The following is a 23739-nucleotide window of genomic DNA, read 5'->3' on the forward strand; positions in this document are numbered from 1 at the left end:
GGGGCAGAGGGTGTCGAGCCAAAAAGTGTTAGGTCTCGTCGGTGGATGTAACACCCTGTTACTGCGGTGTTTTTCCGCGCCGGAGGCCTCGTGCGGACGCGCCTCGGCGGCTGCTGGCCGGCGTTTTCGCCTAGCCCGCGCGGGCGCCGTTTGTTGCAAATAAACGCCGCTTGCAACGTCAATGGTTAAACGGTTTGTCGCGAGAAAGCACCTCGCCAATACTGAAACCTGGCGCGTCGCACGAATGGGCTCGGCCTGATTGGGGAGTCGATGCGCAAACTTCATTAATCGATTCGGCAAATGAATTTGCGTTTTCAATCGGCTTTCGACAACAATAGCCGCTTTCCATTGGCATGGACCACGCCTGACAGACCCGTCCCATGCTTACACCGCGTCATTGAATCGAGATTGCGACATGGCCCGCCCGAAATTCCTGCCCGATAACTTCACCCTGTGCCTCGTCGGCACCGTGATCCTCGCCAGCTTCCTGCCCGTTCATGGACAGGCCGCCGCGGGGTTCAACTGGGTGACGAACATCGCGGTCGGCCTGCTGTTCTTCCTGCACGGCGCCAAGCTGTCACGCGAGGCGATCATTGCGGGCGCGACGCACTGGCGCCTTCATCTCGTGGTGCTGCTGAGCACGTTCGCGCTGTTTCCGCTGCTCGGCCTCGCGCTTAAACCGGTCCTTTCGCCGCTGGTCACGCCGTCGCTCTACGCCGGCGTCCTCTTCCTCTGCACGCTGCCGTCGACGGTCCAGTCGTCGATCGCGTTCACGTCCATTGCCAAGGGCAACGTGCCGGCCGCGGTATGCAGCGCGTCCGCCTCGAGCCTGCTCGGCATCTTCGTCACTCCAGCACTCGTCAGCGTCATCGTGTCGAATCAGGCCGCGAGCGGCGGTGCGTCGCCGTGGCATACGATCGGCAACATCGTGCTGCAACTGCTCGTGCCGTTCGTTGCCGGCCAACTGCTGCGCCCGCTGATCGGCAAGTGGATCGAGAAGAATCGCGGCGTGCTGAAGTTCGTCGACCAGGGCTCGATCCTGCTCGTCGTGTACGGCGCGTTCAGCGAGGCCGTCACCGAAGGCCTGTGGCACACGATTCCGCTGTCCGCGCTCGGCGGCCTCGTCGTGGTAAACGCCGTGCTGCTCGCGCTCGCGCTGGCCGCGACGATCTTCGCGAGCAAGCGGCTCGGCTTCAGCCGCGCGGACCAGATCACCATCATCTTCTGCGGCTCGAAGAAGAGCCTCGCCGCCGGCGTGCCGATGGCCAAGGTGATCTTCGCGTCGCATGCGGTCGGCGCCGTGGTGCTGCCGCTGATGCTGTTCCACCAGATCCAGTTGATGGTCTGCGCCGCGCTCGCGCAACGCTGGGGCGCCCGCGACCTCAGCGGCGAGAGCAATGCCGCGGCGCGGCGACCCGCCGCCGCCGTCGCGCGCCGTTGAAAACACACGCAATGCAAACAGGACATTCATAAGCGCCCTCCCTGAGCGTCGTTTTGATCGTGTGAAGCAAGCCGCCTTCGGGCGGCTTTTCTTTTTGGCTCTTCACTGGCCCTTGTCGTTATTTCACGCGCAAACGCTCTCGCTGTCGCCTCGGCCGGATGGCATAGGACGATTCTCGAACCGTCCCGAAAACGGCGGCACGCCTGCCGTTTAGTCTGTTTTACTAAACAACTTAATTTCCAACAACTCCATACAATACGGGTATTTACCTGTGTCGGGTTGGCGTTTTGCGGGCGGCTTTAGCTGCGTTTTACTATACAATCGCCCGACCTGAACCCGTGCTGCCTCGCCTCGCGCGGCAGCTTCATTCGATGGCCACAACCATCCGCGACGTCGCCCGCGCCGCCAGCGTTTCGATCGGCACCGTGTCGCGCGCGCTCAAGAATCAGCCGGGCCTTTCCGAGGCCACGCGCGAACGCGTCGTCGAAGCGGCGCGCCAGCTCGGCTACGACTCGGCGCAGCTGCGTCCGCGCATCCGCCGGCTAACTTTCCTGCTGCATCGTCAGCACAACAACTTCGCCGCGAGCCCGTTCTTCTCGCACGTGCTGCACGGTGTCGAAGACGCGTGCCGCGAGCGCGGCATCGTGCCGTCGGTGCTGACTGCCGGGCCGACCGAGGACGTGATTCACCAGATGCGCCTGCACGCGCCCGACGCCGTCGCGATCGCCGGCTTCGTCGAGCCCGAAACGCTCGCCACGCTGGTCGCGATGCAACGCCCGCTGGTGCTGATCGATCTATGGTCGCCGGGCTTGCGCTCGGTCAATCTCGACAACGCCGGCGGCGCCACGCTCGCAATGCGCCATCTGTTCGCGCAGCAGCGCAAGCGCGTCGCGTTCATCGGCGGCTCGCTCGCGCACTTCAGCATCGCCGAGCGCGCGCTCGGCTACCGGCGCGCATTCTTCGAAGCGGGGCTGCTGTTCGATCCGTCGCTCGAAGTGAACATCGACGCCGGGCTCGATCCCGACACCGGCGCCGCGCGCGCGATGCAGCGCCTGCTCGACGCGCCGGGCCCGCGCCCCGACGCCGTATTCGCGTTCAACGACGCCGCCGCGCTTGCCGCGCTGCGCGTGTGTCTCGCGCGCGGCTTCAGCGTGCCCGACGACATCGCGATCATCGGTTTCGACGACATCCCCGCCGCCGCCCACGCTACCCCGCCGCTATCGACGATCGCGGTCGACAAGGAAGCGCTCGGCCGACGCGGCGTCGAACTGCTGCTCGAAGACTCGCCCGCCGAACTCGAAGTCCGCTTGCCCGTTCAACTCGTTGCCCGAGCCAGTACTTTGGTGAAAACGCCATGACGCTAACCGATCCGCTTCAACTTTCCAGCGACGCCGCGAAGGCGCCGCCGTTCGCCAGCTTCCGCAAGCGCGAGTTTCTGCTCACGCACATCGAAGACACGCTGCGCTTCTATGCGCCGAACGTGCTCGACCCGAGCGGCGGCTTCTACCACTTCTTGCGCGACGACGGCTCGATCTACAACCGCACCACGCGCCACCTGGTCAGCAGTTGCCGCTACGTGTTCAACTACGCGATGGCGTACCGGCAGTTCGGCGACCCGAAGCACCTCGAATACACGCGCCACGGCCTGCGCTTTCTGCGCGACGCGCACTGGGACTCGCAGCACGAGGGCTACGACTGGGAAATCGAATGGCGCGACGGCAAACAGCGCACCCTCGACGCGACGCGCCACTGCTACGGCCTCGCGTTCGTGCTGCTCGCGTACTCGCACGCGTCGATGGCCGGCATCGAGGAAGCGAAGCCGATGATCGGCGCGACCTTCGAGCTGATGGAGCACCGCTTCTGGGACGCCGCCGCCGGCCTCTATGCCGACGACGCGTCGGCCGACTGGCATGTCAGCACGTATCGCGGGCAGAACGCGAACATGCATACCACCGAGGCGCTGCTCGCCGCGCACGAAGCGACCGGTCATCTGGTGTATCTCGATCGCGCCGAGCGCGTGGCGTCGAATATCACGCTGCGCCAGGCGAAGCTGTCGCAAGGACTCGTGTGGGAGCACTTTCACGCGGACTGGTCGGTCGACTGGCACTACAACGAGGAAGACAGCTCGAACATCTTCCGTCCGTGGGGCTTCCAGCCCGGTCATCAGACCGAATGGGCGAAGCTGCTGCTGATTCTCGAACGCTTCCGTCCGCTGCCGTGGCTGCTGCCGCGCGCGATCGAACTGTTCGACGCCGCGATGACGCACGCGTGGGACGAAGACCACGGCGGCCTCTACTACGGCTTCGGCCCCGACGGCACCGTGTGCGATCACGACAAGTACTTCTGGGTGCAGGCCGAAACGTTCGCGACCGCCGCGCTGCTCGGCAAGCGCACCGGCAACGAGCGCTTCTGGGACTGGTACGACGAGATCTGGCGCTATAGCTGGACGCACTTCGTGGACCACAAGTACGGCGCCTGGTATCGCATCCTCACCTGCGACAACCGCAAGTACAGCGACGAAAAGAGCCCGGCCGGCAAGACCGACTATCACACGATGGGCGCGTGCTACGAAGTGCTCGCCCACGCGCTCGGCGAAAACGCTGCGGCTGAATCAGCCGCTCCCGCCGCAGCGGCTTCCGCGGAGAAAGCACAATGAGCGCGACGACCAACCTCCCCGTTTTCGTATCCGCCGGCGACATCCTGACCGATCTCGTGCGCACCGGCGCATCGCACTGGCTGTCGCGTCCGGGCGGCGCGGGCTGGAACGCCGCGCGCTGCGTCGCGCGGCTCGGCCTGCCGACCGCGTGCGCAGGCTCGCTCGGCGTCGATAACTTTTCCGACGAGCTGTGGGACGCGAGCGTCGCGGCCGGCCTCGACATGCGCTTCCTGCAGCGCGTCGAGCGCCCGCCGCTGCTCGCGATCGTGCATCAGACGCATCCGCCCGCGTACTTCTTCATGGGCGAGAACGGCGCCGACCTCGCGTTCGAGCCGGCGAAGCTGCCCGCCGGTTGGATGAACGCGGTGAAGTGGGCGCACTTCGGCTGCATCAGCCTCGTGCGTCAGCCGCTCGGCGACACACTGGCGCAACTCGCCGCCGAGTTGCGTTCGCACGGCGTGAAGATCAGCTTCGATCCGAACTATCGCAACCTGATGGAGCACGGCTACGAGCCGACGCTGCGCAAGATGGCGGCGCTCGCGGATCTGATCAAGGTATCGGACGAAGACCTGCGCATGATCTTCAAGACCAGCGACGAAGCCGCCGCGCTCGCGCAGTTGCGCGCGATGAATCCCGCCGCCACCGTGCTCGTCACGCGCGGCCCCGAAGCGGCGATGCTGCTCGACGGCGCCGCGGTGATCGAGGCGAAGCCGCCGCGCGTCGAAGTGGTCGATACGGTCGGCGCGGGCGATGCGTCGATCGGCGGTCTGCTGTTCAGCCTGATGAGCGCGCCGCAACGCGGGTGGCCCGAGCATCTCGCGTTCGCGCTCGCGGCCGGCGCGGCGGCTTGCGGCCACGCCGGTGCGCACGCGCCGACGCTCGACGAGGTGGTCGCGCTGCTATAACACGCGGCGCTGTAATTCTGCTGCCCTGGGGCGCGCGTAGCGTAACGGATGTCGAGCACGTCGCGCGGCGCGAAGCTGCCCCGGGCGGGAACCGATCCCGCCACGCCGTGCTAGGATGAAAACATCGAAACCTTTGCGAAAAGGAGCGAGGCCATGGAGGACGTCACCTACACCAAAGGGCTCTACACGGCCACCGCGTCGATAAGAGAAGTCGCACATGACGCCTGGCAAGGTGTCGTCACCCTCGCGCGCGACGAAGGCGAACCCAGCGCCGATCAGGAAACCACGCTCTACGAAGTCGACTCGACGTCGTCGACGCCGGGAGAAGCGCTCGAAGAAGCCAAAGCGCTCGCACATCGTATCCTCGGGGAAATCGAACTGTAGGCCGAACCAAGGGGCAGCGCGTCGCGCGTCCTCGCGCATCGGCGCGCCGCTGCCGGATCGGCCGGCTGGAGGCGATCATGGCTGAACAGCTGTTCCAATACGGCGTGTATTCGATTCACGTTCGTCCGCTCGAACTCAGTGGCGCGCGCTGGGACGCGGAATACGAAATCCGTCATCGCGAGAAGGCCGTCAAGGCGTGGACCACGGTCGGCGGCGACGCGGGTTATGCCGAGCAGGCCGAAGCGGTGGAAAGTGCGCATCTGCAGGCGGTCGACGATATCGAGCATGGCGCGGGAATTCCGAAACCGCGCGTGTTTCCGTGACGGCGGGTGGGTGGGTGTGGTGCGCGGCTGCGTCCGACCCGCTCGCCGCGCGTGACGCGACCTGACCCAGCCTGAATTCCGGGACGCGCCCGGAAGCATTTCGACGACGGCATCGCGCAACCTCGCACCCTGGCGATACATCGCGCCGCGCCGCCTTCGCACCGCGCGGGAACTCGCGCAGCGCGCCATGCTACGCTGTCCACGTCTTCATTCCCACGAGCGCGTGATGGCAAGCGAACCGTCAGACCGTTTTTCCACGCTCGGCGACACCGACGCGAGGCGCCGCGCGCGCGGCAGTCGCGAAATGCGTCTCGACGATCGCGTGGTGATCGCGCACGGCATGCCGACGCCGCTGTGGCAAGACCTGTATCACCGCGCGCTCGGCGTGCGCTGGCCGGGGTTCTTCGTGTCGCTCGCGCTGCTGTTCCTGCTGCTCAACATCGTGTTCGCCATGCTCTACATGCTCGGCGACGCTCCGATCGCGAATCAGTTTCCGAAGGGCTTCGGCGGCGCATTCTTCTTTAGCGTCGAAACCCTCGCGACGGTCGGCTACGGCGACATGCATCCGCAAACCGTCTACGCGCACTGGATCGCGACGCTCGAAATCTTCATCGGCATGTCGAGCATCGCGTTGGCGACCGGGCTGATCTTCGCGCGCTTTTCGCGGCCGCACGCGAAGATCATGTTCGCGCGCTACGCGGTGATCCGGCCGATCGACGGCCGCATGACGTTGATGGTGCGCTCGGCCAACGCGCGTCAGAACGTGATCGCCGAGGCACGCGCGCGGCTGCGCATCATGCGTCTGGAGACCTCGATCGAAGGCTTTACGCTGCGCAAGCTCTACGACCTCGCGCTGGTGCGCGACCAGCACCCGGTCTTCAAGCTCGGCTGGACGCTGATGCACATCATCGACGAAGCGAGCCCGCTGTTCGGCGAAAACGCCGAATCGTTGAAAGGCCGCGACGTGTCGCTGCTGCTCACGCTCGAAGGCATCGACGAATCGACGTCGCAAACCATGCAGGCGCGCCACATGTGGACTTGCGACCAGATCGTCTGGCAGCACCGGTTCGTCGACATCATGAGTGAGCGCGACGGCGTGAGCCACATCGACTACGCGCACTTCGACGAAATCGTGCCGCTCGATGCGGCACCGCTCCAACCGGACATCGCGGCGAACACGGCGCAATAGCAACAGCCATCGTCCCATTCGCCGCCTCACGATACCCCAGGGCATACCCGAAGCGCGCCGCCGCGTGGCAAATCCGGCTCAAAAGCGGGCCGAAACGCGCGACTCGTCGCGCCCATTCGCGCACGCCCGATTAAAGAAGAAATAATTCACTCTCACGAGCGCTAAAAAATAGAGTCTCTTTCGCTGCGCGGCATCCGTGACCCCACCGCCCGCGCGCGAAGCCAGAACATTGGAGACTCCCCCATGACCGCTCGCCTGCCCATCGACGGCACGCCCGCTCTCGCCGACTACAAGCTTTCCGACAATCTCACCGCGACGCGCGGCCGGATCTTTCTGACCGGCACTCAGGCGCTCGTGCGCCTCGCGCTGATGCAGCGCACGCTCGACAAGACCCGCAACCTGAACACGGCCGGCTTCATCAGCGGCTATCGCGGCTCGCCGCTCGGCATGGTCGATCAGCAGTTGTGGAAGGCGAAAAAACTGCTCGCCGCGAGCGACATCCGCTTTCTGCCCGCGATCAACGAAGAACTCGGCGGCACCGCCGTGCTCGGCACGCAGCGCGTCGAAGCCGATCCCGAGCGCACCGTCGATGGCGTATTCGCGATGTGGTACGGCAAAGGCCCGGGCGTCGACCGCGCGGGCGATGCCTTGAAGCACGGCAACGCGTACGGCTCGTCGCCGCACGGCGGCGTGCTGGTGGTCGCGGGCGACGATCACGGCTGCGTGTCGTCGTCGATGCCGCATCAGAGCGACTTCGCGTTGATCGGCTGGCACATGCCGGTCGTGAATCCGTCGAACATCGCGGACATGCTCGAATTCGGCCTGTATGGCTGGGCGTTGTCGCGCTTCTCCGGTGCGTGGGTCGGCTACAAGGCCATTTCGGAGACCGTCGAATCGGGCTCGACCGTCGATCTCGACGCGCTGCAAACCGGATGGACACCGCCACCGGAATTCGAAGCACCAGCCGGCGGTCTGCACAACCGCTGGCCCGATCTGCCGAGCCTGACGATCGAAGCGCGTCTGCACGCGAAGCTCGACGCGGTGCGCCAGTTTGCGCGCATGAACAGCATCGACAAATGGATCGCGCCGAGCCCGCACGCCAATGTCGGCATCGTCACCTGTGGCAAGGCGCATCTCGATCTGATGGAAGCGCTGCGCCGGCTCGATCTGACGGTCGCCGATCTCGACGCGGCCGGCGTGCGCATCTACAAGGTCGGGCTGTCGTTTCCGCTGGAGATGACGCGCATCGACGCGTTCGTGTCGGGTCTGTCCGAAGTGCTCGTGATCGAAGAGAAAGGCCCGGTCATCGAGCAACAGATCAAGGACTATCTGTACAACCGCACACAAGGCACACGGCCGGTCGTGATCGGCAAGCACGCCGAAGATGGCACGTTGCTGCTGTCGTCGCTCGGCGAATTGCGGCCGTCGCGCATTCTCCCGGTGTTCGCGAACTGGCTCGCGAAGCACAAGCCGGCGCTCGATCGCCGTGAACGCGTCGTCGATCTGGTCGCGCCGCAGATCCTGTCGAACGCGGCGGACAGCGTGAAGCGCACGCCGTACTTCTGCTCCGGCTGCCCGCACAACACGTCGACGAAAGTGCCGGACGGCTCGATCGCGCAGGCGGGCATCGGCTGTCATTTCATGGCGTCGTGGATGGAGCGCGACACGACCGGGCTGATTCAGATGGGCGGCGAAGGCGTCGACTGGGCCGCGCATTCGATGTTCACGAAAACCCGCCACGTATTCCAGAATCTCGGCGACGGCACCTACTTTCACTCCGGCATTCTCGCGATCCGCCAGGCGGTCGCCGCGAACGCGACGATCACCTACAAGATCCTCTATAACGACGCGGTCGCGATGACGGGCGGCCAGCCGGTCGACGGCAGCATCTCGGTGCCGCAGATCGCGCGGCAGGTCGAAGCCGAGGGCGTGTCGCGCTTCGTCGTGGTCAGCGACGAGCCGGAGAAATACGACGGCCATCACGGCCAGTTTCCGCAGGGCACGACGTTTCACCATCGCAGCGAGATGGACGCGGTGCAGCGCCAGTTGCGCGACACCGACGGCGTGACCGTGCTGATCTACGACCAGACCTGCGCGGCCGAAAAACGCCGGCGCCGCAAGAAGGGCGAATTCCCCGACCCGAACAAACGGCTCTTCATCAACGAGGAAGTCTGCGAAGGCTGCGGCGATTGCGGCGTGCAGTCGAACTGTTTGTCGGTGGAACCGGTGGAAACCGCGCTCGGTCGCAAGCGCCGCATCGATCAGTCGTCGTGCAACAAGGACTACTCGTGCGTGAACGGCTTTTGCCCGAGCTTCGTCACCATCGAAGGCGGTACGCTGAAAAAAGCCGCGGGCGACGCGTTCGATCCGCAGGCGCTCGCCACGCACGTCGACGCGTTGCCGATTCCCGCGACGCAACTCGATGCCGCGCCGTACGACATCCTCATCACGGGTGTCGGCGGTACCGGCGTCGTGACGGTCGGCGCCTTGATCAGCATGGCCGCGCACCTCGAAGGCAAGAGCGCGTCGGTGCTCGACTTCATGGGCTTCGCGCAGAAGGGCGGCGCGGTGCTGTCGTTCGTGCGCTTTGCCGCCCGCGACGAATGGCTGAACCAGGTCCGCATCGACACGCAGCAGGCCGACGTGCTGCTCGCCTGTGACATGGTGGTCGGCGCGAGTGCCGATGCACTGCAGACGGTGCGACATGGCCGCACGCGCATCGTCGTCAACACGCATGCGATTCCGAACGCGAGCTTCGTGCAGAACCCGGATGCGACGCTGCATGCCGACGCGCTGATCGACAAGATGCGTCACGCGGCCGGCGAAGAGCGTATGTCGACGTGCGACGCGCAAGCGCTCGCAACGCGTTTTCTCGGCGATACGATCGGCGCGAACATTCTGATGCTCGGTTTCGCGTGGCAGCTCGGTCTCGTGCCGGTGTCGTTCGCCGCGATGATGCGCGCGATCGAACTGAACAACGTCGCCGTGCAGATGAACCAGCTCGCGTTCTCGATCGGGCGCATGGCCGCGGCTGATCCCGCCGCGCTCGAATCGCTGTGGCAGTCGCGTCATGCACCGAAGCCGAGCGTGCGGGTCGATACGCTCGACGAGCTGATCGCCCATCGCGAAGCACGGCTGCTCGCGTATGGCGGCGCGGCTTATGTGAAGCGGTATCGCTCGCTCGTCGATGCGGCACGGCGCGCGGAAACCGCCGTCGATGCGGCGAGCGAGCGCGTGACGCGAGCGGTCGCGAGCACGTTCTATCGGCTGCTCGCGGTAAAGGATGAATACGAAGTTGCGCGTCTGCATACGGATACCGCGTTCCGCGATGCGCTCGAAGCGCAGTTCGAGGGCGTCGCCGGCAAAGACTTCACGATCCGCTTCAACCTCGCGCCGCCGACGCTCACGCGTGCGCAGCCCGGCGCCGTGCCGACGAAGAAAACCTATGGTCAGTGGATGTGGCCCGTGCTCGGCCTGCTCGCGAAATGGCGCGGTCTGCGTGGCTCTGCGCTCGATCCGTTCGGCCGCACGCTCGAGCGCAAGATGGAGCGCGAACTCGCGAGCGATTACGAAGCCACGCTGCACCGTGCGCTAGCGAAACTCGACGCGGGCCATCTCGACGACGTCGCGAAACTCGCTGAACTGCATGCGCGCGTGCGCGGGTATGGGCACGTGAAGCTGGCGAATCTGGCGGGGGTCAAGCGTGGTGAGCATGACCTCGCCGCGCGTCTCGGCATCGATGCGGCGACGGGTGCCGCGGTGAAGAAGTCGCTCGAGGAGATGAAGGGCGCCGGGCAATTGCGCGGCATTCCGGTGGTGGTCGCGAAGTAAGTGGTTCGTTGCGCTGCTCACCGTTGCATTGCGTCGAGCAGCGCCCTCACCTGCATCACCTTCGCCGGATCGACCGGCGCGAGTCCGTTGCCGTTCACACGCACGCCGGAGCCGAAATGCACGGCCTCCACGTGCGTTTTGCTCACGAACTCCGCGACCGCATTGACCGTCAAGCCGGCACCGGCGAGCACCGTGCAATGCGAACCGGCAGCCTGCCGCAGCAGTTCGCCGATCGTCGCTTGCGCCCGCAGCACCGACGGCTGTCCGCCCGACGTCAGCACATTCGTCACCGCCTCGAAACCGAGCAATACGTCGAGCGCTTCGCGCAGATCGCGCGCCTCGTCGAACGCGCGATGGAACGTGATCGCGAGTCCATCGGCAGCTTCGCACGCGCGCGCGAGACCTTCGCGGTCGATCGCCCGCTCGGCATCGAGCATGCCGATCACGATGCCGTTCGCGCCGGCCGCCTTGACGGCCCGGATGTCGCGCAGCATCACCGCGTAGTCGTCGGCGTCGTAGACGAACGCGCGGCTATGCGGCCGCACGATCACGTTCACGGGTACGCCGGCTGCCCGGACGCCGAGCGCTGAAACCACCGCCTCGATCAACCCCACACTCGGCGTCAATCCGCCCTCGCCCATCGCGCTCACGAGTTCGAGACGGTCGGCACCGGCCTGCGCGGCAGCGCGCGCATCGGCGACGGTCGTGGCAATCACTTCGAGCAGCACGGACATGAGCGCAACCTGGTGTCGTTGAAAACGACATCATGTCAGATGCGCGCGTCGCGTTCGTCTTCGACCCAGTCGATATCGCCGCACAGCACGCAGGTCTCGCTGCCGACGCGCGTTGCCACCGACAGCGTCACGCACGGCAACGCCTCGTTGATCGACAGATACGGCCGTGTCACGTGCACCCGCTCCGGCGCATTGATCGCGACGCTGAAGTACGGACGACGCAGCCAGTTCGCGCCCTGCGCGTCGGCGAGCGGCAGAAAGCGCGTTTCGTGCGCCGCGCGATCGGCGCGCAGCACGACGTTGCGGCCGGCCTGGCGCCCCTTCGCGTCGAGCAGAAAACAGCGCGCCACGTGATCGAGCGCGAGGAAATTCCAGCACACCTCGTCGAGCGGCTCACCGGCGGCGAGACGCTCCGCGGCGCGCTCGAACGCGCGCAGATACGGCGCGAGCCGACTTGCGCTGCGCCGCTCGCGTGCCTCGGCCTGCTCACGATAACGCTCGGTGACTTCGCCGATGCAAACCGCCGCGTGGATCGGATCGGCAACACCCGGATTCGGCCGGCCAAAGAAAAAGCCCTGCACGAAGTCGGCATTGCAGGCGAGCGCCATCTGCGCTTCGTGCTCGGTTTCGATGCCCTCGATCAGCACGAGCTTGCCCGCTTCATGCAGCATCGCCACGAGCCCCGGCAGGATCGTCGCCATGTCGGCGCGATGCGCGGCATGCGACAGCATGACGCGGTCGAGCTTCACGATGTCGGGATTCAGTTGCCAGATCCGCTCGATGTTCGAATGGCCGGCGCCGAAATCATCGAGCGCGATCAGGAAGCCGCGCTCGCGAAACTCGCGCACTGCGTCGGCGAGTCGATCGAGATCTTCGGCGCTCTGCTCGAGCACTTCGAGCACGACGCGCCGCGGCGACAGATCGAGCCGCCGCAGATTGGCGAGCAAAGCGGCCGCGAGATACGGGTCGGTCAGCACGCCCGGGTGCACGTTCAGAAACAACCATTCGCGCTCGGCGCCGAGCACCTTGAAGTTCTCCAGATGCAGCGTCTGCGCCAGCCGGTCGATCTGCAGCGCGTCGCCGAGGCGCGCGGCCTCGCCGAACACATCGAGCGGCGACACCGCGCGATCGAGCGCGTCGTGCGCGCGCAGCAAGCCCTCATAGCCGACCGCGCGCAGGTGCGACAGACTGAAAATCGGCTGGAACACGCTGGTAAGCGTCAGTTCGCCGTGCTGCACCGAATAGCGTTGAAGGCCCGAGCTCACCTCGACCTCGAAGCCGTGCGGCACGCTCGCCGCCCTGTCCTGTTGCGCAATCGTCATGCAATCCTCTCACGCGAGAGCCGGCCGGTCCGAGCGCGACCGGCAACGAACTCTCAAAATGTGCGTCATCGTTACCGGTTAAGCAAGGTCCATGCGCACGCTGGCGCACACTGCGCTGAAACTCGGCCGAAACATTGCACCGGCGACAGCGCTCGTGCGCCGCCCGTGGGCGTCGCACGCACCGTTGCGGTGCACGGATTCGCAGGCCACGTCGCGGCGAAGCTCGCGGCAACTGCGCGCGCCGCCGGGCTACACTCGACCCTGCGCATCGCGCCCTCTCCCGGGACAACCCCTGCATCCCCCGAAACAACACGATGGAAATTGTCTTTACCGTCCTGATCCTGCTACTCGCGGTCGCCGCGTCCGGCATGCTGACCCGCGCGCTGCCGTTCAAGCTGCCGCTGCCGCTCGTGCAGATCGCGATCGGCGCGATGCTCGCGTGGCCGCGCCTCGAATTGCACGTCGCGTTCGATCCGGAAATCTTCATGCTGCTGTTCATTCCGCCGCTGCTGTTCGCGGACGGCTGGCGCATCCCGAAGCGCGAGTTCTTCATGGCGCGCCGCGCGATCCTGATGCTCGCGCTAGGCCTCGTGTTCATGACGGTGCTGGTGGTCGGTCACTTCGTGCACGCGCTGGTGCCGCAGATCTCGCTGCCGGTCGCATTCGCGCTCGCCGCCGTGTTGTCGCCGACCGACGCGGTCGCGCTGTCCGGCATCGCCGGCAAGGGCAAGATTCCGGTCCAGCTGATGCATATCCTCGAAGGCGAGGCGCTGATGAACGACGCGTCAGGCCTCGTCGCGCTGAAGTTCGCGATCGCCGCCGCGCTGACCGGCGCGTTCTCGCTGCGTGAAGCGTCGGTGAGCTTCGTGATCATCGCGGTGGGCGGCCTCGCGGTCGGCGCGGCGGTGAGCGCGGTGTTCAGCTTCGTGTCCGCGCGCTTCCTGAATCTCACCGAAGAAGGCGATCCCGCGCCGGGCGTCGTGATGACCCTGCTGATCCCGTTCGCCGCCTATCTGACCGCCGAGCGCTTCGAGCTGTCGGGCGTTCTCGCCGCGGTCTCCGCCGGCATGATGATGAACTACGCGAGCATCACGGAAAAATGGCAGGTCGCCTCGCGCGTGCGGGCCTCGAGCACGTGGACGATGATCGAGTTCGTGTTCAACGGCATGGTGTTCATCATGCTCGGCCTGCAGTTTCCGCGCATCCTCGGCCGCGCGCTGCTCGACGCGCACGAAACCAACGACGCGCAGGTCGCGCTGCTGATCGGCTATATCGTTGCGGTGGCGCTCGCGCTGTACGCGATGCGCTTCGCGTGGGTGTGGCTGCTGCGCTGGTTCGCGAGCCGCGGCGCGACGAAGCACGGCGTCGCGAACGCAGTGCCCGGGTTGCGCATGGTGTCGGTGACGACGGTGGCCGGCGTGCGCGGCGCGGTGACGCTCGCGGGCGTGCTGTCGCTGCCGGAGGTGCTGCCGAACGGCACGCCGCTGCCGGGACGCGATCTCGCGATCTTCATCGCGTCGGGGGTGATCCTGGTGTCGCTGCTGGTGGCGGTGGCCGCGTTGCCGCTGCTGCTGCGCGGCTGGCGGCGCGGCAAGGACCCGCACGCCGCCGAGGAAGCACTCGCGCGTACGCTCGCCGCGCAGTCGGCGATTCGCGCGATCGATCATCTGCACGACACGGAATGCGCGGACCTCGAGGAATCGGCTCAGGCGTACGCGACCGATGTAACCGCGCGGGTAATGGACCTGTACCGCCGCCGCCTCGCGACGCTCGACGACGAACAGGCGCCACGCGAACTCGCGCGCCGTGCCGATGCCCTCGAATTCCGCATGAAGCTCGCGGCGATGCGCGCCGAGCGCAAGACGCTGCTCGACCTGCGCGACACCCAGCGCATCAACGACGAGACGCTGTACAAGCTGATGCGCGAGGTGGATCTGTCGGAAACGGCGCTGACCGCGCGCAAAAGGTAGGAGTTGGCTGCCGCATCGGCATCGGCATCGGCACCGGCGCTTGACATGCCAGTGCCGATAAAAGACGCTCAGGCCACCGGCCCTTGCGTCGGCTTTCTTCTCAGCAGCGCGTACAGGATGATCGCGCCGAACGTCGCGGTGCCGATGCCGCCGAGCCCGAAGCTGCCGAGCTTCAGCGAGAAGTCGCCGGCGCCGAGCACGAGCGTGACGGCCGCGACGATCAGATTGCGGTTGTCGGAGAAGTCGACCTCGTTGACGACCCAGATGCGCGCGCCCGTCACCGCGATCAGCCCGAATACGACGATCGACACACCGCCCAGCACCGGTCCCGGAATCGTCTGGATCACCGCGCCGAACTTCGGCGAGAAGCCGAGCACGAGGGCGATCAACGCGGCGATCACGAACACCAGCGTCGAATAGATCTTCGTGACCGCCATCACGCCGATGTTCTCCGCGTACGTGGTCACGCCGGTACCGCCCGCGAAGCCGGACACGATCGTCGCGAGCGCATCGCCGAGAAACGCGCGGCCGATATAGCGGTCGAGGTTCTGGCCCGTCATCGCGCTGACGGCCTTGATGTGGCCGAGGTTTTCGGCGACGAGGATCACCGCGATCGGCGCGAGCAGCGTCATCGCGTGCGGGTCGAACACCGGCGACATGAAGTGCGGCATGCCGAACCACGCGGCGTTCGCGACGATCGAGAAATCGATCGGCTTGCCCATGCCGAGGCCGTTCGTGACGATCGCGTAAATGACGTAGGCGAGCAGCAGGCCGACCAGGATCAGCAGACGCTGGAGCGTGCCGCGCGTGAACACCGCGACTGCGCCGACGCACAGCACCGTGACGAGCGCCATCCACGACTCGAAATTGCTGCCGCTCACGCCATGCACGGCGATCGGCGCGAGGTTCAGACCGATCACGCAGACGATCGCGCCGGTCACGAGCGGCGGCATCAGCGTTTCGATCCAGCCCGTGCCGACCGCCGCCACGATCAGGCCGATCACCCCGTACGCGACGCCGCACGCGACGATGCCGCCCAACGCGACCGCAATATTCGGGTTTGCGCCGTGTCCGCCGTAGCCGGTCACCGCGATCACGAGGCCGATGAACGCAAAGCTCGAACCGAGATAGCTCGGCACGCGCCCGCCGACGAGCACGAAGAACAGCAGCGTGCCGATCCCCGACATGAAGATGGCCAGGTTCGGATCGAAGCCCATCAGCAGCGGCGCGAGCACGGTCGAGCCGAACATCGCGACGACGTGCTGGACGCCCATCGCGAACATCTGCGGCCACCCGAGCCGTTCGTCGATGCCGACGATGCCGCCCTCGGCGGCGGCAGGCTGGCGGCGCCAGCGGGGGAAATAGGATGCGGCCATCGCGGGGATTCTCCTCAGGGTCGGCGTGGTGTGTGCCGATCACGCGCTGCGGCGTGGGTCCGGCAAAAGTTACGCGCGAGTTTACGGAGAGCAATAAGGGCTGGCAAGCGGGCCGACAAGTGGCTCGGGAAACGAGCCCTGGAAGCGCGTCAATTCGCGCGGCGCGGGTCGGTGTCCGGCGTCACCGCGGCGCCGTCCCGCGCGGAGTGGTCCGTCGGCGCGCCGTACAGCATCACCCGATTGCGGCCGGCATCCTTCGCGCGATACAGCGCTTCGTCGGCGGCGTCGACGAGCGCGCGGCTCGTCGCGAGCGCCGCGCCCTGCGCAGTCGCAGCGCCTGCGCTCACCGTCAGCACGTGATGCGTGCTGGCCACATGGCGGCATTGCAGCGCCTGCACCGCCGCGCGGATCTGCTCGGCGATCCGCTGCGCGCCCGTCGCGTCGGTGTCCGGCAGCAGCACCGCGAACTCCTCGCCGCCGAAGCGCGCGGCCGTATCGCCCGGACGTCGCGCGTTCTGCGCGATACAGCGCGCGACGCCGATCAGCGCTTCGTCGCCGGCCGAATGGCCGTAAAGGTCGTTGAAGCCCTTGAAGTTGTCGACATCGATCAGTAGCAGCGACAGCGGCCGGCCGGTGCGCTGCGCGCGTCGCCATTCGTCGTTCACGTGCTCCTCGAACGCGCGGCGGTTGTTCAGGCCGGTCAGCCCGTCCGTGCGCGCCAGTTCGCGCAACTCTTCCTCGGCCGCGCGGCGCAGACGCAACTGACGTGAGAACAGGATCGCGAGCGCGATGATCGTCACGTCGAGCGCGCCGATCAGCGTGCCGATGATCCATGCGCGCCGCCGCCACTCGACGTAGACGTCGCGCGTCGAGAGCGCGACGTCGAGGATCAGCGGAAAGCCGTCGATATGGCGGAACGCATACCAGCGCTCGACGCGATCGATCGCCGCCGTGCCGAAGAAGTCGCCGCTCGGCTGCTTGATGAAGCGCGAGAAGTTGGCCGTGCCGGTCAGGTTGATGCCGATCGTTTTCGAATCGTAAGGACGGCGCATCAACATCGTGCCGTCGCTGAGCATCAATGCCATCGAGCCGCTCGGCCCGAGCTTCATGCCGTCGAACAGCCGATGGAAATACGTGAGGCGCAGCGTGCCGACCACCACGCCGCCGAAGCTGCCGTCCGGCCTCGGGATGCGCCGGCTCAGCGCGATGCGCAGGTCGTCGTCGGTGCCGCTCGGACTGAACGGATGGCTGATGTACAGGCCGACATCGGGCGAAGCGCGCTGCGCCTTGAAGTAATCGCGGTCCGCATGGTTACTTGCGCGCGGCGGCCACGCGCGTGAATCGAAGCGCACGTTGCCGTTCTCGTCGAGCACGAATACCGAGCCCATGTCCTTTGCGCTGATCGAGCCGTCGAACAGCACCATCTGGCGGATCTCCGGCGGCAGATCGAGCACGCCCGGCTGCTTCAGTCCGTCGATCACCGCGCGCAGCGACAGGTCGTAGATCTCGAGATTGCGCGACACGTCGCGCTGGACCAGCAGGGATATGTTGGCGATGGAGTCCTGCGCGCGCCGCAACGCATCGTCGCGCATCTGTGCGAGCAGCGACACGGCGATCGCGAGGATCGCGCCAGCCAGCAAGACACTGATCGCAATCACGTTGTTCGGTCGGCGCGTCACCATGCGTTTTTGGTTCTGACATGCGCTGAACGTCGCGCGTGAAGAAGCGGCCGCGTCTCGGCAATCACCGTCAAAAACGCGACCTACGAAAACGTGAGCGTAGCAGACATGGCGCACAGGCAAACGTTTGCGTAGCCGGGTTTTTGCCCGCATGCACCGGAACGGCACGCCAGAAGTCCCGTCCGGCGGGGGTTGCGCCCGATCGCCAGATTATCCAGGCGCCGTCCAAATATTCGGATAGCAAATGCGAATTGGCTGGATAGTTGGCCTCGCCACTTGGGTATTCAATCGAGCCTGTCACGTTCAAACGATTGGACACAAGGAGAGAGAGACATCATGAGCGAGAAGCGCAGCGCCTCGGAATGGCGCGAATTCGTCAGCGGCTGTCTGGACTTCCGCCCCGCGGAAGGCGTGTACCGGATTGCCCGCGAAATGTTCACGGAGCCAGAGCTGTTCTCGCTCGAGATGGAGCACATCTTCGAGAAGGCCTGGATCTATGCGTGCCACGAAAGCGAGATCCCCAACAAGAACGATTTCCTGACGATGCGCGCGGGCCGCCAGCCGCTGATCATCTCGCGCGACGGCGCCGGCAACCTGAACGCGATGATCAACGCGTGCCAGCACCGCGGTGCGACGCTCACGCGTATGACCAAGGGCAACCAGTCGACCTTCACGTGCCCGTTCCATGCATGGTGCTACAAGAACGACGGCCGGCTCGTGAAGGTGAAGGCGCCGGGCGAATACCGCGACGACTTCGACAAGTCGGTGCGCGGCCTGAAGAAAGCGCGCATCGCGAGCTACAAGGGCTTCGTGTTCGTGAGCCTCGACGTCGACGGCATCGACACGCTCGAAGACTATCTCGGCGACGCGCGCATCTTCTTCGACATGATGGTCGCGCAGTCGCCGACCGGCGAGCTCGAAGTGCTGCCCGGCAAGTCGACCTATACGTTCGACGGCAACTGGAAGCTGCAGAACGAGAACGGTCTCGACGGCTATCACGTGAGCACCGTGCACTACAACTACGTGGCGACCGTGCAGCACCGCATCGAGGCGAATGCGAAGAAAGGGGATAACCCCAGCGGCACGCTCGACTACAGCAAGCTCGGCGCCGGCGACAGCGAAACCGACGACGGCTGGTTCGCGTTCAGGAATGGCCACAGCGTGCTGTTCAGCGACATGCCGAATCCGCAAGTGCGTCCCGGCTACGAGAGCGTGATGCCGCGGCTCGTCGAAGCCTATGGCGAGGACAAGGCCGAATGGATGATGCACCGGCTGCGCAATCTGAATGTCTACCCGAGCCTGTTCTTCATGGACCAGATCAGCTCGCAGCTGCGCATCGTGCGGCCGCTCGCGTGGAACAAGACCGAGGTCATCAGCCAGTGCGTCGGCGTGAAGGGCGAGTCGGCGAAGGATCGCGAGAACCGCATCCGTCAGTTCGAAGATTTCTTCAACGTGTCCGGCATGGGCACGCCCGACGATCTCGTCGAGTTCCGCGAGCAGCAGCGCGGCTTCCAGGCGCGCCTCGAACGCTGGAGCGACATCTCGCGCGGGCATCACAAGTGGGCCAGCGGCGCGACCGCGAACACCACGCTGCTCGGCATCGAGCCGAATCTGACCGGCACCGAGCTGACCCACGAAGGGCTTTACGTGAACCAGCACGGCACCTGGCGCGACACGATCCTCAAGGGTCTCGACAAATCCATCGAATCGCAGGGAGAGCAGGCATGAGCCAACTCCAATACTCCGTCGAGCAGTTTCTGTATCTGAAGGCCGATCTGTGCGACAAACAGCAATGGGACGAATATGTCGACCTGTTCGATCCGCAGAGCGTGTTTCATGTGCCGCAGTGGGATTCGGAGCACGTGTACACGACCGATCCGAAGCAGGGCATGTCGCTGATTTACTACTCGGATCGCGCCGGTCTCGAAGACCGCGTGTTCCGGCTGCGCACCGGCAAGTCGGCCGCGTCGACACCGCTGCCGCGCACGATGCATCAGATCAGTAACGTGCGCCTCAGCGAGCGCGAAGATTCGAGCGTCGAAGCGAACGTGAACTGGTCGACGCTGTACACGCGTCACGGCTCGACCGACTACTTCTACGGCCGCGCGGTGTACGACCTGCAAGCGTCGGGCGATAGCTGGAAGATCAAGCGCAAGCACGTGCTGCTGCTGAACGACCACATCAACGCGGTGCTGGATTTCTACCATCTGTAAGCCGGGAGCACGACGATGAAACATAAGGTCGCGTTGAACTTCGCCGATGGCAAAACCGCGTTCTTCGATGTGAGCCCGAACGAGTTGCTGCTCGACGCGGCGCTGAAGAACGGCGTGAACATTCCGCTCGACTGCCGCGAAGGCGTGTGCGGCACCTGCCAGGGGCGCTGCGAATCGGGCGACTACACGCTCGATTACGTCGACGAGGAAACGCTCAGCGAAGAAGACCTCGCGCAGCGCAAGATCCTCTCGTGCCAGACGCGTGTGAAGTCGGATGCGTCGTTCTATTTCGATTTCGACTCGACGCTGTGCGAAGGCGCCGGCACGAGCACCGTGTGCGCGAGCGTGGTCGGCGTCGAGCTGGTGTCGGCGACGACCGCGATTCTGCGTGTCGATGCGAGCGCGCTTGAGCGTCAGCTCGATTTTCTGCCGGGCCAGTATGCGCGCGTGAAGGTGCCCGGCACCGAAGAATGGCGTTCGTACTCGTTCGCGAATCATCCGAACGCGCGCAACGAGTTGCAATTCCTGATCCGTCTGCTGCCCGACGGCATGATGAGCAACTATCTGCGCGAACGTTGCAAGGCCGGTGATACGGTCGAGTTCGAGGCGCCGCTCGGCGCGTTCTATCTGCGCCAGGTCGAGCGTCCGCTCGTGATGGTGGCGGGCGGCACGGGACTCTCTGCCTTCCTCGGCATGCTCGACGACCTCTCGGCGAAACGCAATGTCGCGCATCCGGTGCATCTGTACTACGACGGCGTCACGAATGCAGCCGATCTGTGCGAGACCGGGCGCATCAACGGCTACAAGGCGAGCATCGAAGGATTCGCGGTCGAGACCGTCGTGATGAATCCGGCGCCGGAATGGTCGGGCAAGACCGGGCTGATTCCCGAGCATTTCGACCACTCGTTTCTCGAATCGAATGGCTTCGACATGTACGTGTGCGGACCGCCGCCGATGGTCGAAGCGATCAAGACCTGGCTCACCGAACAGGGTATTCAGGATTACCGGCTGTTTTACGAGAAGTTCGGCGAAAGCAACGCGCGATAGGACGTTCTAACGCCGCGCTGCGCGCTTCAGCGTCTCGGATGGCGACTCGCCGAACAATGCCTTGTACTCGGTCGAAAAACGGCCGAGATGCGACATCCCCCAGCCCAACGCCACCGACGAGATATTGCGCACCGAGCGGTCGTCGAGAATATCGCGCCGCGCCGATTCGAGCCGGTAGCGTTTCAGATACGCGATCGGCGCGCAGCCGAAATATTGACGGAAGCCGTCGAACAGCTTGAAGCGCGACACACCCGACGCGCGCTCGATGTCTTCGAGCGTGATCGGCTCGCGCGCGTTGTCGTGGATGAACTGGCGCGCGCGGGTCAGATAATGCGGTGGCGTCGGCGCGGACGCGTTGGCCAGCTGTTCCGAATAGTTATGCGGCTGCGACAGCAGCAGCCCCTTCAGCAACGTCAGTTCGAACTCGCTGGACATGTAAAGCTGCCCCAGCGACGGTCCCGAGCGCTCCATCTCGCCGGCCAGGAACTTGACCATGCGCCACCACGATGCCTGGTCGCCGGCGGCTGCGTCCATGTCGGGCTGGAACACGAGCGGCGCTTCGACGGGGCGTTGCAGCATCGTCTGCAGCACCTGTTGGAGCGCGGAGCGCGGAATCGCGACGTGCAGCTTGCGGCAATTGCCGGTGATCGCGAGATCCTGCGATTCCTGCGGACTGACGATCAGACCGCAATCCTGATCCGACAACCACCTCTTGCCGTGTGCTGCGAGCTCCTGTTGACCGACCATCGGCAGGCTCACGCTGTAGCAGTTCAGCGGACTGCTCTCGCTCACCGCGACCGTCACGTCGGTGCCGTATTCGACGTAGCCTATCGTCGTCGCCATCGAACGAAGTACGGTGCCGGACTGGTGGAAGCGCAAGCGCTCTGGATGACTGACCTGGAGGCCGTGGGGGCCGCAGATGGACGCCATCCAGTTGCGGGCGCCGTCGAGGTCGCTTAGGGCGGCGCGGAGGTCGTGGTGGTTGGGGTCCGGAGTTGACATACGTGGAGACGAGCTATTGTGGTGCGTGCCCCGAGGGGAGACAGTCCATCTGGGCGCAGAACGGGGGACATGATGGGATTGGCTAAGCCTACCTCAACCGTGACCGCTCCGGGTGGACGAATAAAACATTGTCCTCGGGTAAAGCACCGCTGTGCTGGCATGGAGAATTGCTGCCAAACGGAAAAGAGACCGAAATTCAAACGAAAGGCGATGCATTCATCACGCATTTTAAATACGCGCAAAACCGTGCAAGCTTCTAATTTTTCGGTCATTGCGTTGTCTGTCGCGCAGAAGGGCAGCGCGGTGGCCGGCCATAGGTCGTCAACACGACGCGGCACATCATCGACAGCTCGACGAGATCGCGGACATCACGGCGATCATCGAGGCGTTGCGTTTCAGACCAACATTCTCGCGCTGAACCAGGCCGTCGAAACGGCGCGCGCCCGCGAGCAGGGACGCAGCTTCGCGGTGGTCGCGAGCGAGGTGCGCAGCCTCGCGCAACGCTCGTCGAGCGCCGCCAAGAGATCAAGGACCCGATCGCGACGTCGGTCGACCGGATCCGCGACGGCTCGGCGCTCGCTGGCGAAGCGGGGAGGACGATGAACGAGGTCATGCACGCCGTCGCACGCGCGACCGACTTGATCGCGGAGGGGTGGGATAAGTTCTGACCGGAGCTTTTTCGCCTGCGCGTCGCGCCTGCTGTTCCCGAAGGCACGGCATGCGGTCAACTCGTGCATCGAGGGCAATGACGATGTGCGTTTGTCGATGTGGAAGAACAAAAACCGGCACGAGGCCGGATTTCTTTATGAGAGGAGGAATATCGAATGGGAGGAGGAGGATCGAATAATCTCGCTGAGGGCCGCCAGCCGGGCGTAAGGCTCGCCAGCAATTTTCAAATATGCCCCCAGCGAACGGCTTTGCGCGGGATCATTTGAGTACGCCATCGAACTCCCGACCACCTCCGGTGATTCTCCGCGTCAGATCTCTTGGGCGACGCTACAGACTACCGCGCGACCAAACATATCGCAAAAGCTTTTTCGAAACAAATGAAATACCGGTAGTCGGGTATGCATCGAGAAGACCGCGAAGCGATTAGCTGGGCGGCGACGACCGGCGGACACAGCGGCGATGTCGTGCGCGACGTGATGCTCGCTGCTGTCGAACAGCGCTTCGGCACGACACAGGCCGCGCAGCCCATCGAGTGGTTGTCGGATAACGGCTCGGCCGGGCCATCGTGCTGCATTAGCCAGACCCGCCAGCGGTGGGCATACACTCGAACACGAGGGGCCTTGAGGAGGGTTACTTGAACTCTCCGTTGCCCGACGTGGACCGGCAGCAGGACGAGAAGCGGCCGGCAGGCGAAAGGTTGCCTCGGCTAGAATAGAGGGTTGATAGCGGCAAGCCGTAAGCAGCTGGCAGAGCAGAACCTCGAAACGGTCCTGGGCTGGGTCCGAGCTAAGTCTTTCGTTCGATGACGAGCCGAGGGGCGTGATCGCGCAAGGAAATCGTTACCGAGTGCGGATTTGCGAAGTCAGCGCTCGACCAGAGCCCGCGCAGCAAGGCCTCCCACGACGCATGAGCGGAACGTGGGACCTCACACTGGCGAGCTTATAAGTGGTTGTAGTACATCCAACGGACACAAAACATAGCGACCCACCACCCGCATT

17 protein-coding genes and 2 pseudogenes are annotated in these 23739 nt (G+C 65.0%); 14 read left to right on the plus strand and 5 right to left on the minus strand.

The genetic code is table 11. From position 1 onward, the window contains the following. The first annotated feature begins 415 nt into the window (after window positions 1–415). The 8 genes from F6X37_RS20430 (at window position 416) to F6X37_RS20465 (ending at window position 10729) form a co-directional block, all read left to right on the plus strand. Window positions 416–1441, plus strand: coding sequence for a bile acid:sodium symporter family protein (locus tag F6X37_RS20430; RefSeq protein WP_187612564.1), 1026 nt, complete (start codon window positions 416–418; stop codon window positions 1439–1441). Between the two features lie 371 nt (window positions 1442–1812). After that, the gene (locus tag F6X37_RS20435) at window positions 1813–2799 is read left to right on the plus strand and encodes a LacI family DNA-binding transcriptional regulator (protein WP_090805561.1); all 987 of its coding nucleotides are present in this window, start codon (window positions 1813–1815) and stop codon (window positions 2797–2799) included. Continuing rightward, entirely contained in the window at window positions 2796–4097 is a 1302-nt protein-coding gene (locus F6X37_RS20440; protein WP_187612565.1) for an AGE family epimerase/isomerase, read from the plus strand. The genes F6X37_RS20435 and F6X37_RS20440 overlap by 4 nt, the downstream gene beginning before the upstream one ends. After that, window positions 4094–5002: a carbohydrate kinase family protein gene (locus tag F6X37_RS20445; RefSeq protein ID WP_187612566.1), complete on the plus strand. Its 909-nt coding sequence runs from the start codon at window positions 4094–4096 to the stop codon at window positions 5000–5002. Before F6X37_RS20440 ends, F6X37_RS20445 begins: the two co-directional genes overlap by 4 nt. Before the next feature lie 153 nt (window positions 5003–5155). Continuing rightward, window positions 5156–5386, plus strand: coding sequence for a hypothetical protein (locus tag F6X37_RS20450; RefSeq protein ID WP_018419210.1), 231 nt, complete (start codon window positions 5156–5158; stop codon window positions 5384–5386). Window positions 5387–5463: 77 nt separating this feature from the next. Beyond that, on the plus strand, window positions 5464–5709 hold the full coding sequence (locus F6X37_RS20455) for a hypothetical protein (RefSeq protein ID WP_187612567.1): 246 nt from the start codon (window positions 5464–5466) through the stop codon (window positions 5707–5709). A 226-nt stretch (window positions 5710–5935) separates the two neighbouring features. Then, on the plus strand, window positions 5936–6898 hold the full coding sequence (locus F6X37_RS20460) for an ion channel (RefSeq protein WP_187612568.1): 963 nt from the start codon (window positions 5936–5938) through the stop codon (window positions 6896–6898). 243 nt (window positions 6899–7141) lie between these two features. Beyond that, entirely contained in the window at window positions 7142–10729 is a 3588-nt protein-coding gene (locus F6X37_RS20465; protein ID WP_187612569.1) for an indolepyruvate ferredoxin oxidoreductase family protein, read from the plus strand. Between the two features lie 17 nt (window positions 10730–10746). Here the strand turns inward: F6X37_RS20465 and F6X37_RS20470 are convergent, their stop codons facing one another. Both F6X37_RS20470 and F6X37_RS20475 read right to left on the minus strand, forming a co-directional pair. After that, on the minus strand, window positions 10747–11463 hold the full coding sequence (locus F6X37_RS20470) for a copper homeostasis protein CutC (protein ID WP_187612570.1): 717 nt from the start codon (window positions 11461–11463) through the stop codon (window positions 10747–10749). A 35-nt stretch (window positions 11464–11498) separates the two neighbouring features. Beyond that, complete coding sequence (locus F6X37_RS20475; protein ID WP_090802732.1) at window positions 11499–12785, minus strand: EAL domain-containing protein; 1287 nt, start codon at window positions 12783–12785, stop codon at window positions 11499–11501. A gap of 314 nt (window positions 12786–13099) precedes the next feature. On the opposite strand from F6X37_RS20475, the gene F6X37_RS20480 reads away from it, so the two are divergent. Then, window positions 13100–14755, plus strand: a complete 1656-nt coding sequence (locus F6X37_RS20480) for a Na+/H+ antiporter (protein ID WP_090802730.1) — start codon at window positions 13100–13102, stop codon at window positions 14753–14755. Between the two features lie 68 nt (window positions 14756–14823). On the opposite strand, the gene F6X37_RS20485 is transcribed toward F6X37_RS20480, so the two are convergent. Both F6X37_RS20485 and F6X37_RS20490 read right to left on the minus strand, forming a co-directional pair. After that, window positions 14824–16131: a solute carrier family 23 protein gene (locus F6X37_RS20485; RefSeq protein WP_187612571.1), complete on the minus strand. Its 1308-nt coding sequence runs from the start codon at window positions 16129–16131 to the stop codon at window positions 14824–14826. Window positions 16132–16280: 149 nt separating this feature from the next. Continuing rightward, entirely contained in the window at window positions 16281–17813 is a 1533-nt protein-coding gene (locus F6X37_RS20490) for a diguanylate cyclase (RefSeq protein WP_187612572.1), read from the minus strand. A gap of 333 nt (window positions 17814–18146) precedes the next feature. Here F6X37_RS20490 and antA point away from each other — a divergent pair, with 333 nt between their 5' ends. From antA to antC, 3 genes are read left to right on the plus strand one after another with little or no spacing between them, the layout of a single operon-like run. Beyond that, entirely contained in the window at window positions 18147–19538 is a 1392-nt protein-coding gene (antA, locus tag F6X37_RS20495) for an anthranilate 1,2-dioxygenase large subunit (protein WP_187612573.1), read from the plus strand. After that, window positions 19535–20023: an anthranilate 1,2-dioxygenase small subunit gene (gene antB, locus F6X37_RS20500; protein WP_187612574.1), complete on the plus strand. Its 489-nt coding sequence runs from the start codon at window positions 19535–19537 to the stop codon at window positions 20021–20023. Before antA ends, antB begins: the two co-directional genes overlap by 4 nt. Before the next feature lie 15 nt (window positions 20024–20038). Next, a complete protein-coding gene (gene antC / locus F6X37_RS20505; protein ID WP_187612575.1) occupies window positions 20039–21070 on the plus strand; it encodes an anthranilate 1,2-dioxygenase electron transfer component AntC in 1032 nt (343 codons plus the stop codon). Between the two features lie 6 nt (window positions 21071–21076). Here antC and F6X37_RS20510 read toward each other — a convergent pair whose 3' ends face one another. Next, window positions 21077–22072 (minus strand): AraC family transcriptional regulator, encoded by a 996-nt coding sequence (locus tag F6X37_RS20510; RefSeq protein ID WP_187612576.1) that lies wholly within the window; start codon window positions 22070–22072, stop codon window positions 21077–21079. A gap of 381 nt (window positions 22073–22453) precedes the next feature. Between F6X37_RS20510 and F6X37_RS37640 the strand changes: the two are divergent. Together F6X37_RS37640 and F6X37_RS20520 are read left to right on the plus strand one after the other, a co-directional pair. Further along, window positions 22454–22722, plus strand: a pseudogene (locus F6X37_RS37640) (methyl-accepting chemotaxis protein); the annotation flags it as partial. 429 nt (window positions 22723–23151) lie between these two features. After that, window positions 23152–23295 (plus strand): annotated as a pseudogene (locus F6X37_RS20520) (IS3 family transposase); the annotation flags it as partial. Between the last annotated feature and the right edge of the window lie 444 nt (window positions 23296–23739).

It is taken from the genome of Paraburkholderia sp. 31.1, from assembly GCF_014397645.1.
GTDB classification, from domain to species: Bacteria; Pseudomonadota; Gammaproteobacteria; order Burkholderiales; family Burkholderiaceae; genus Paraburkholderia; species Paraburkholderia tuberum.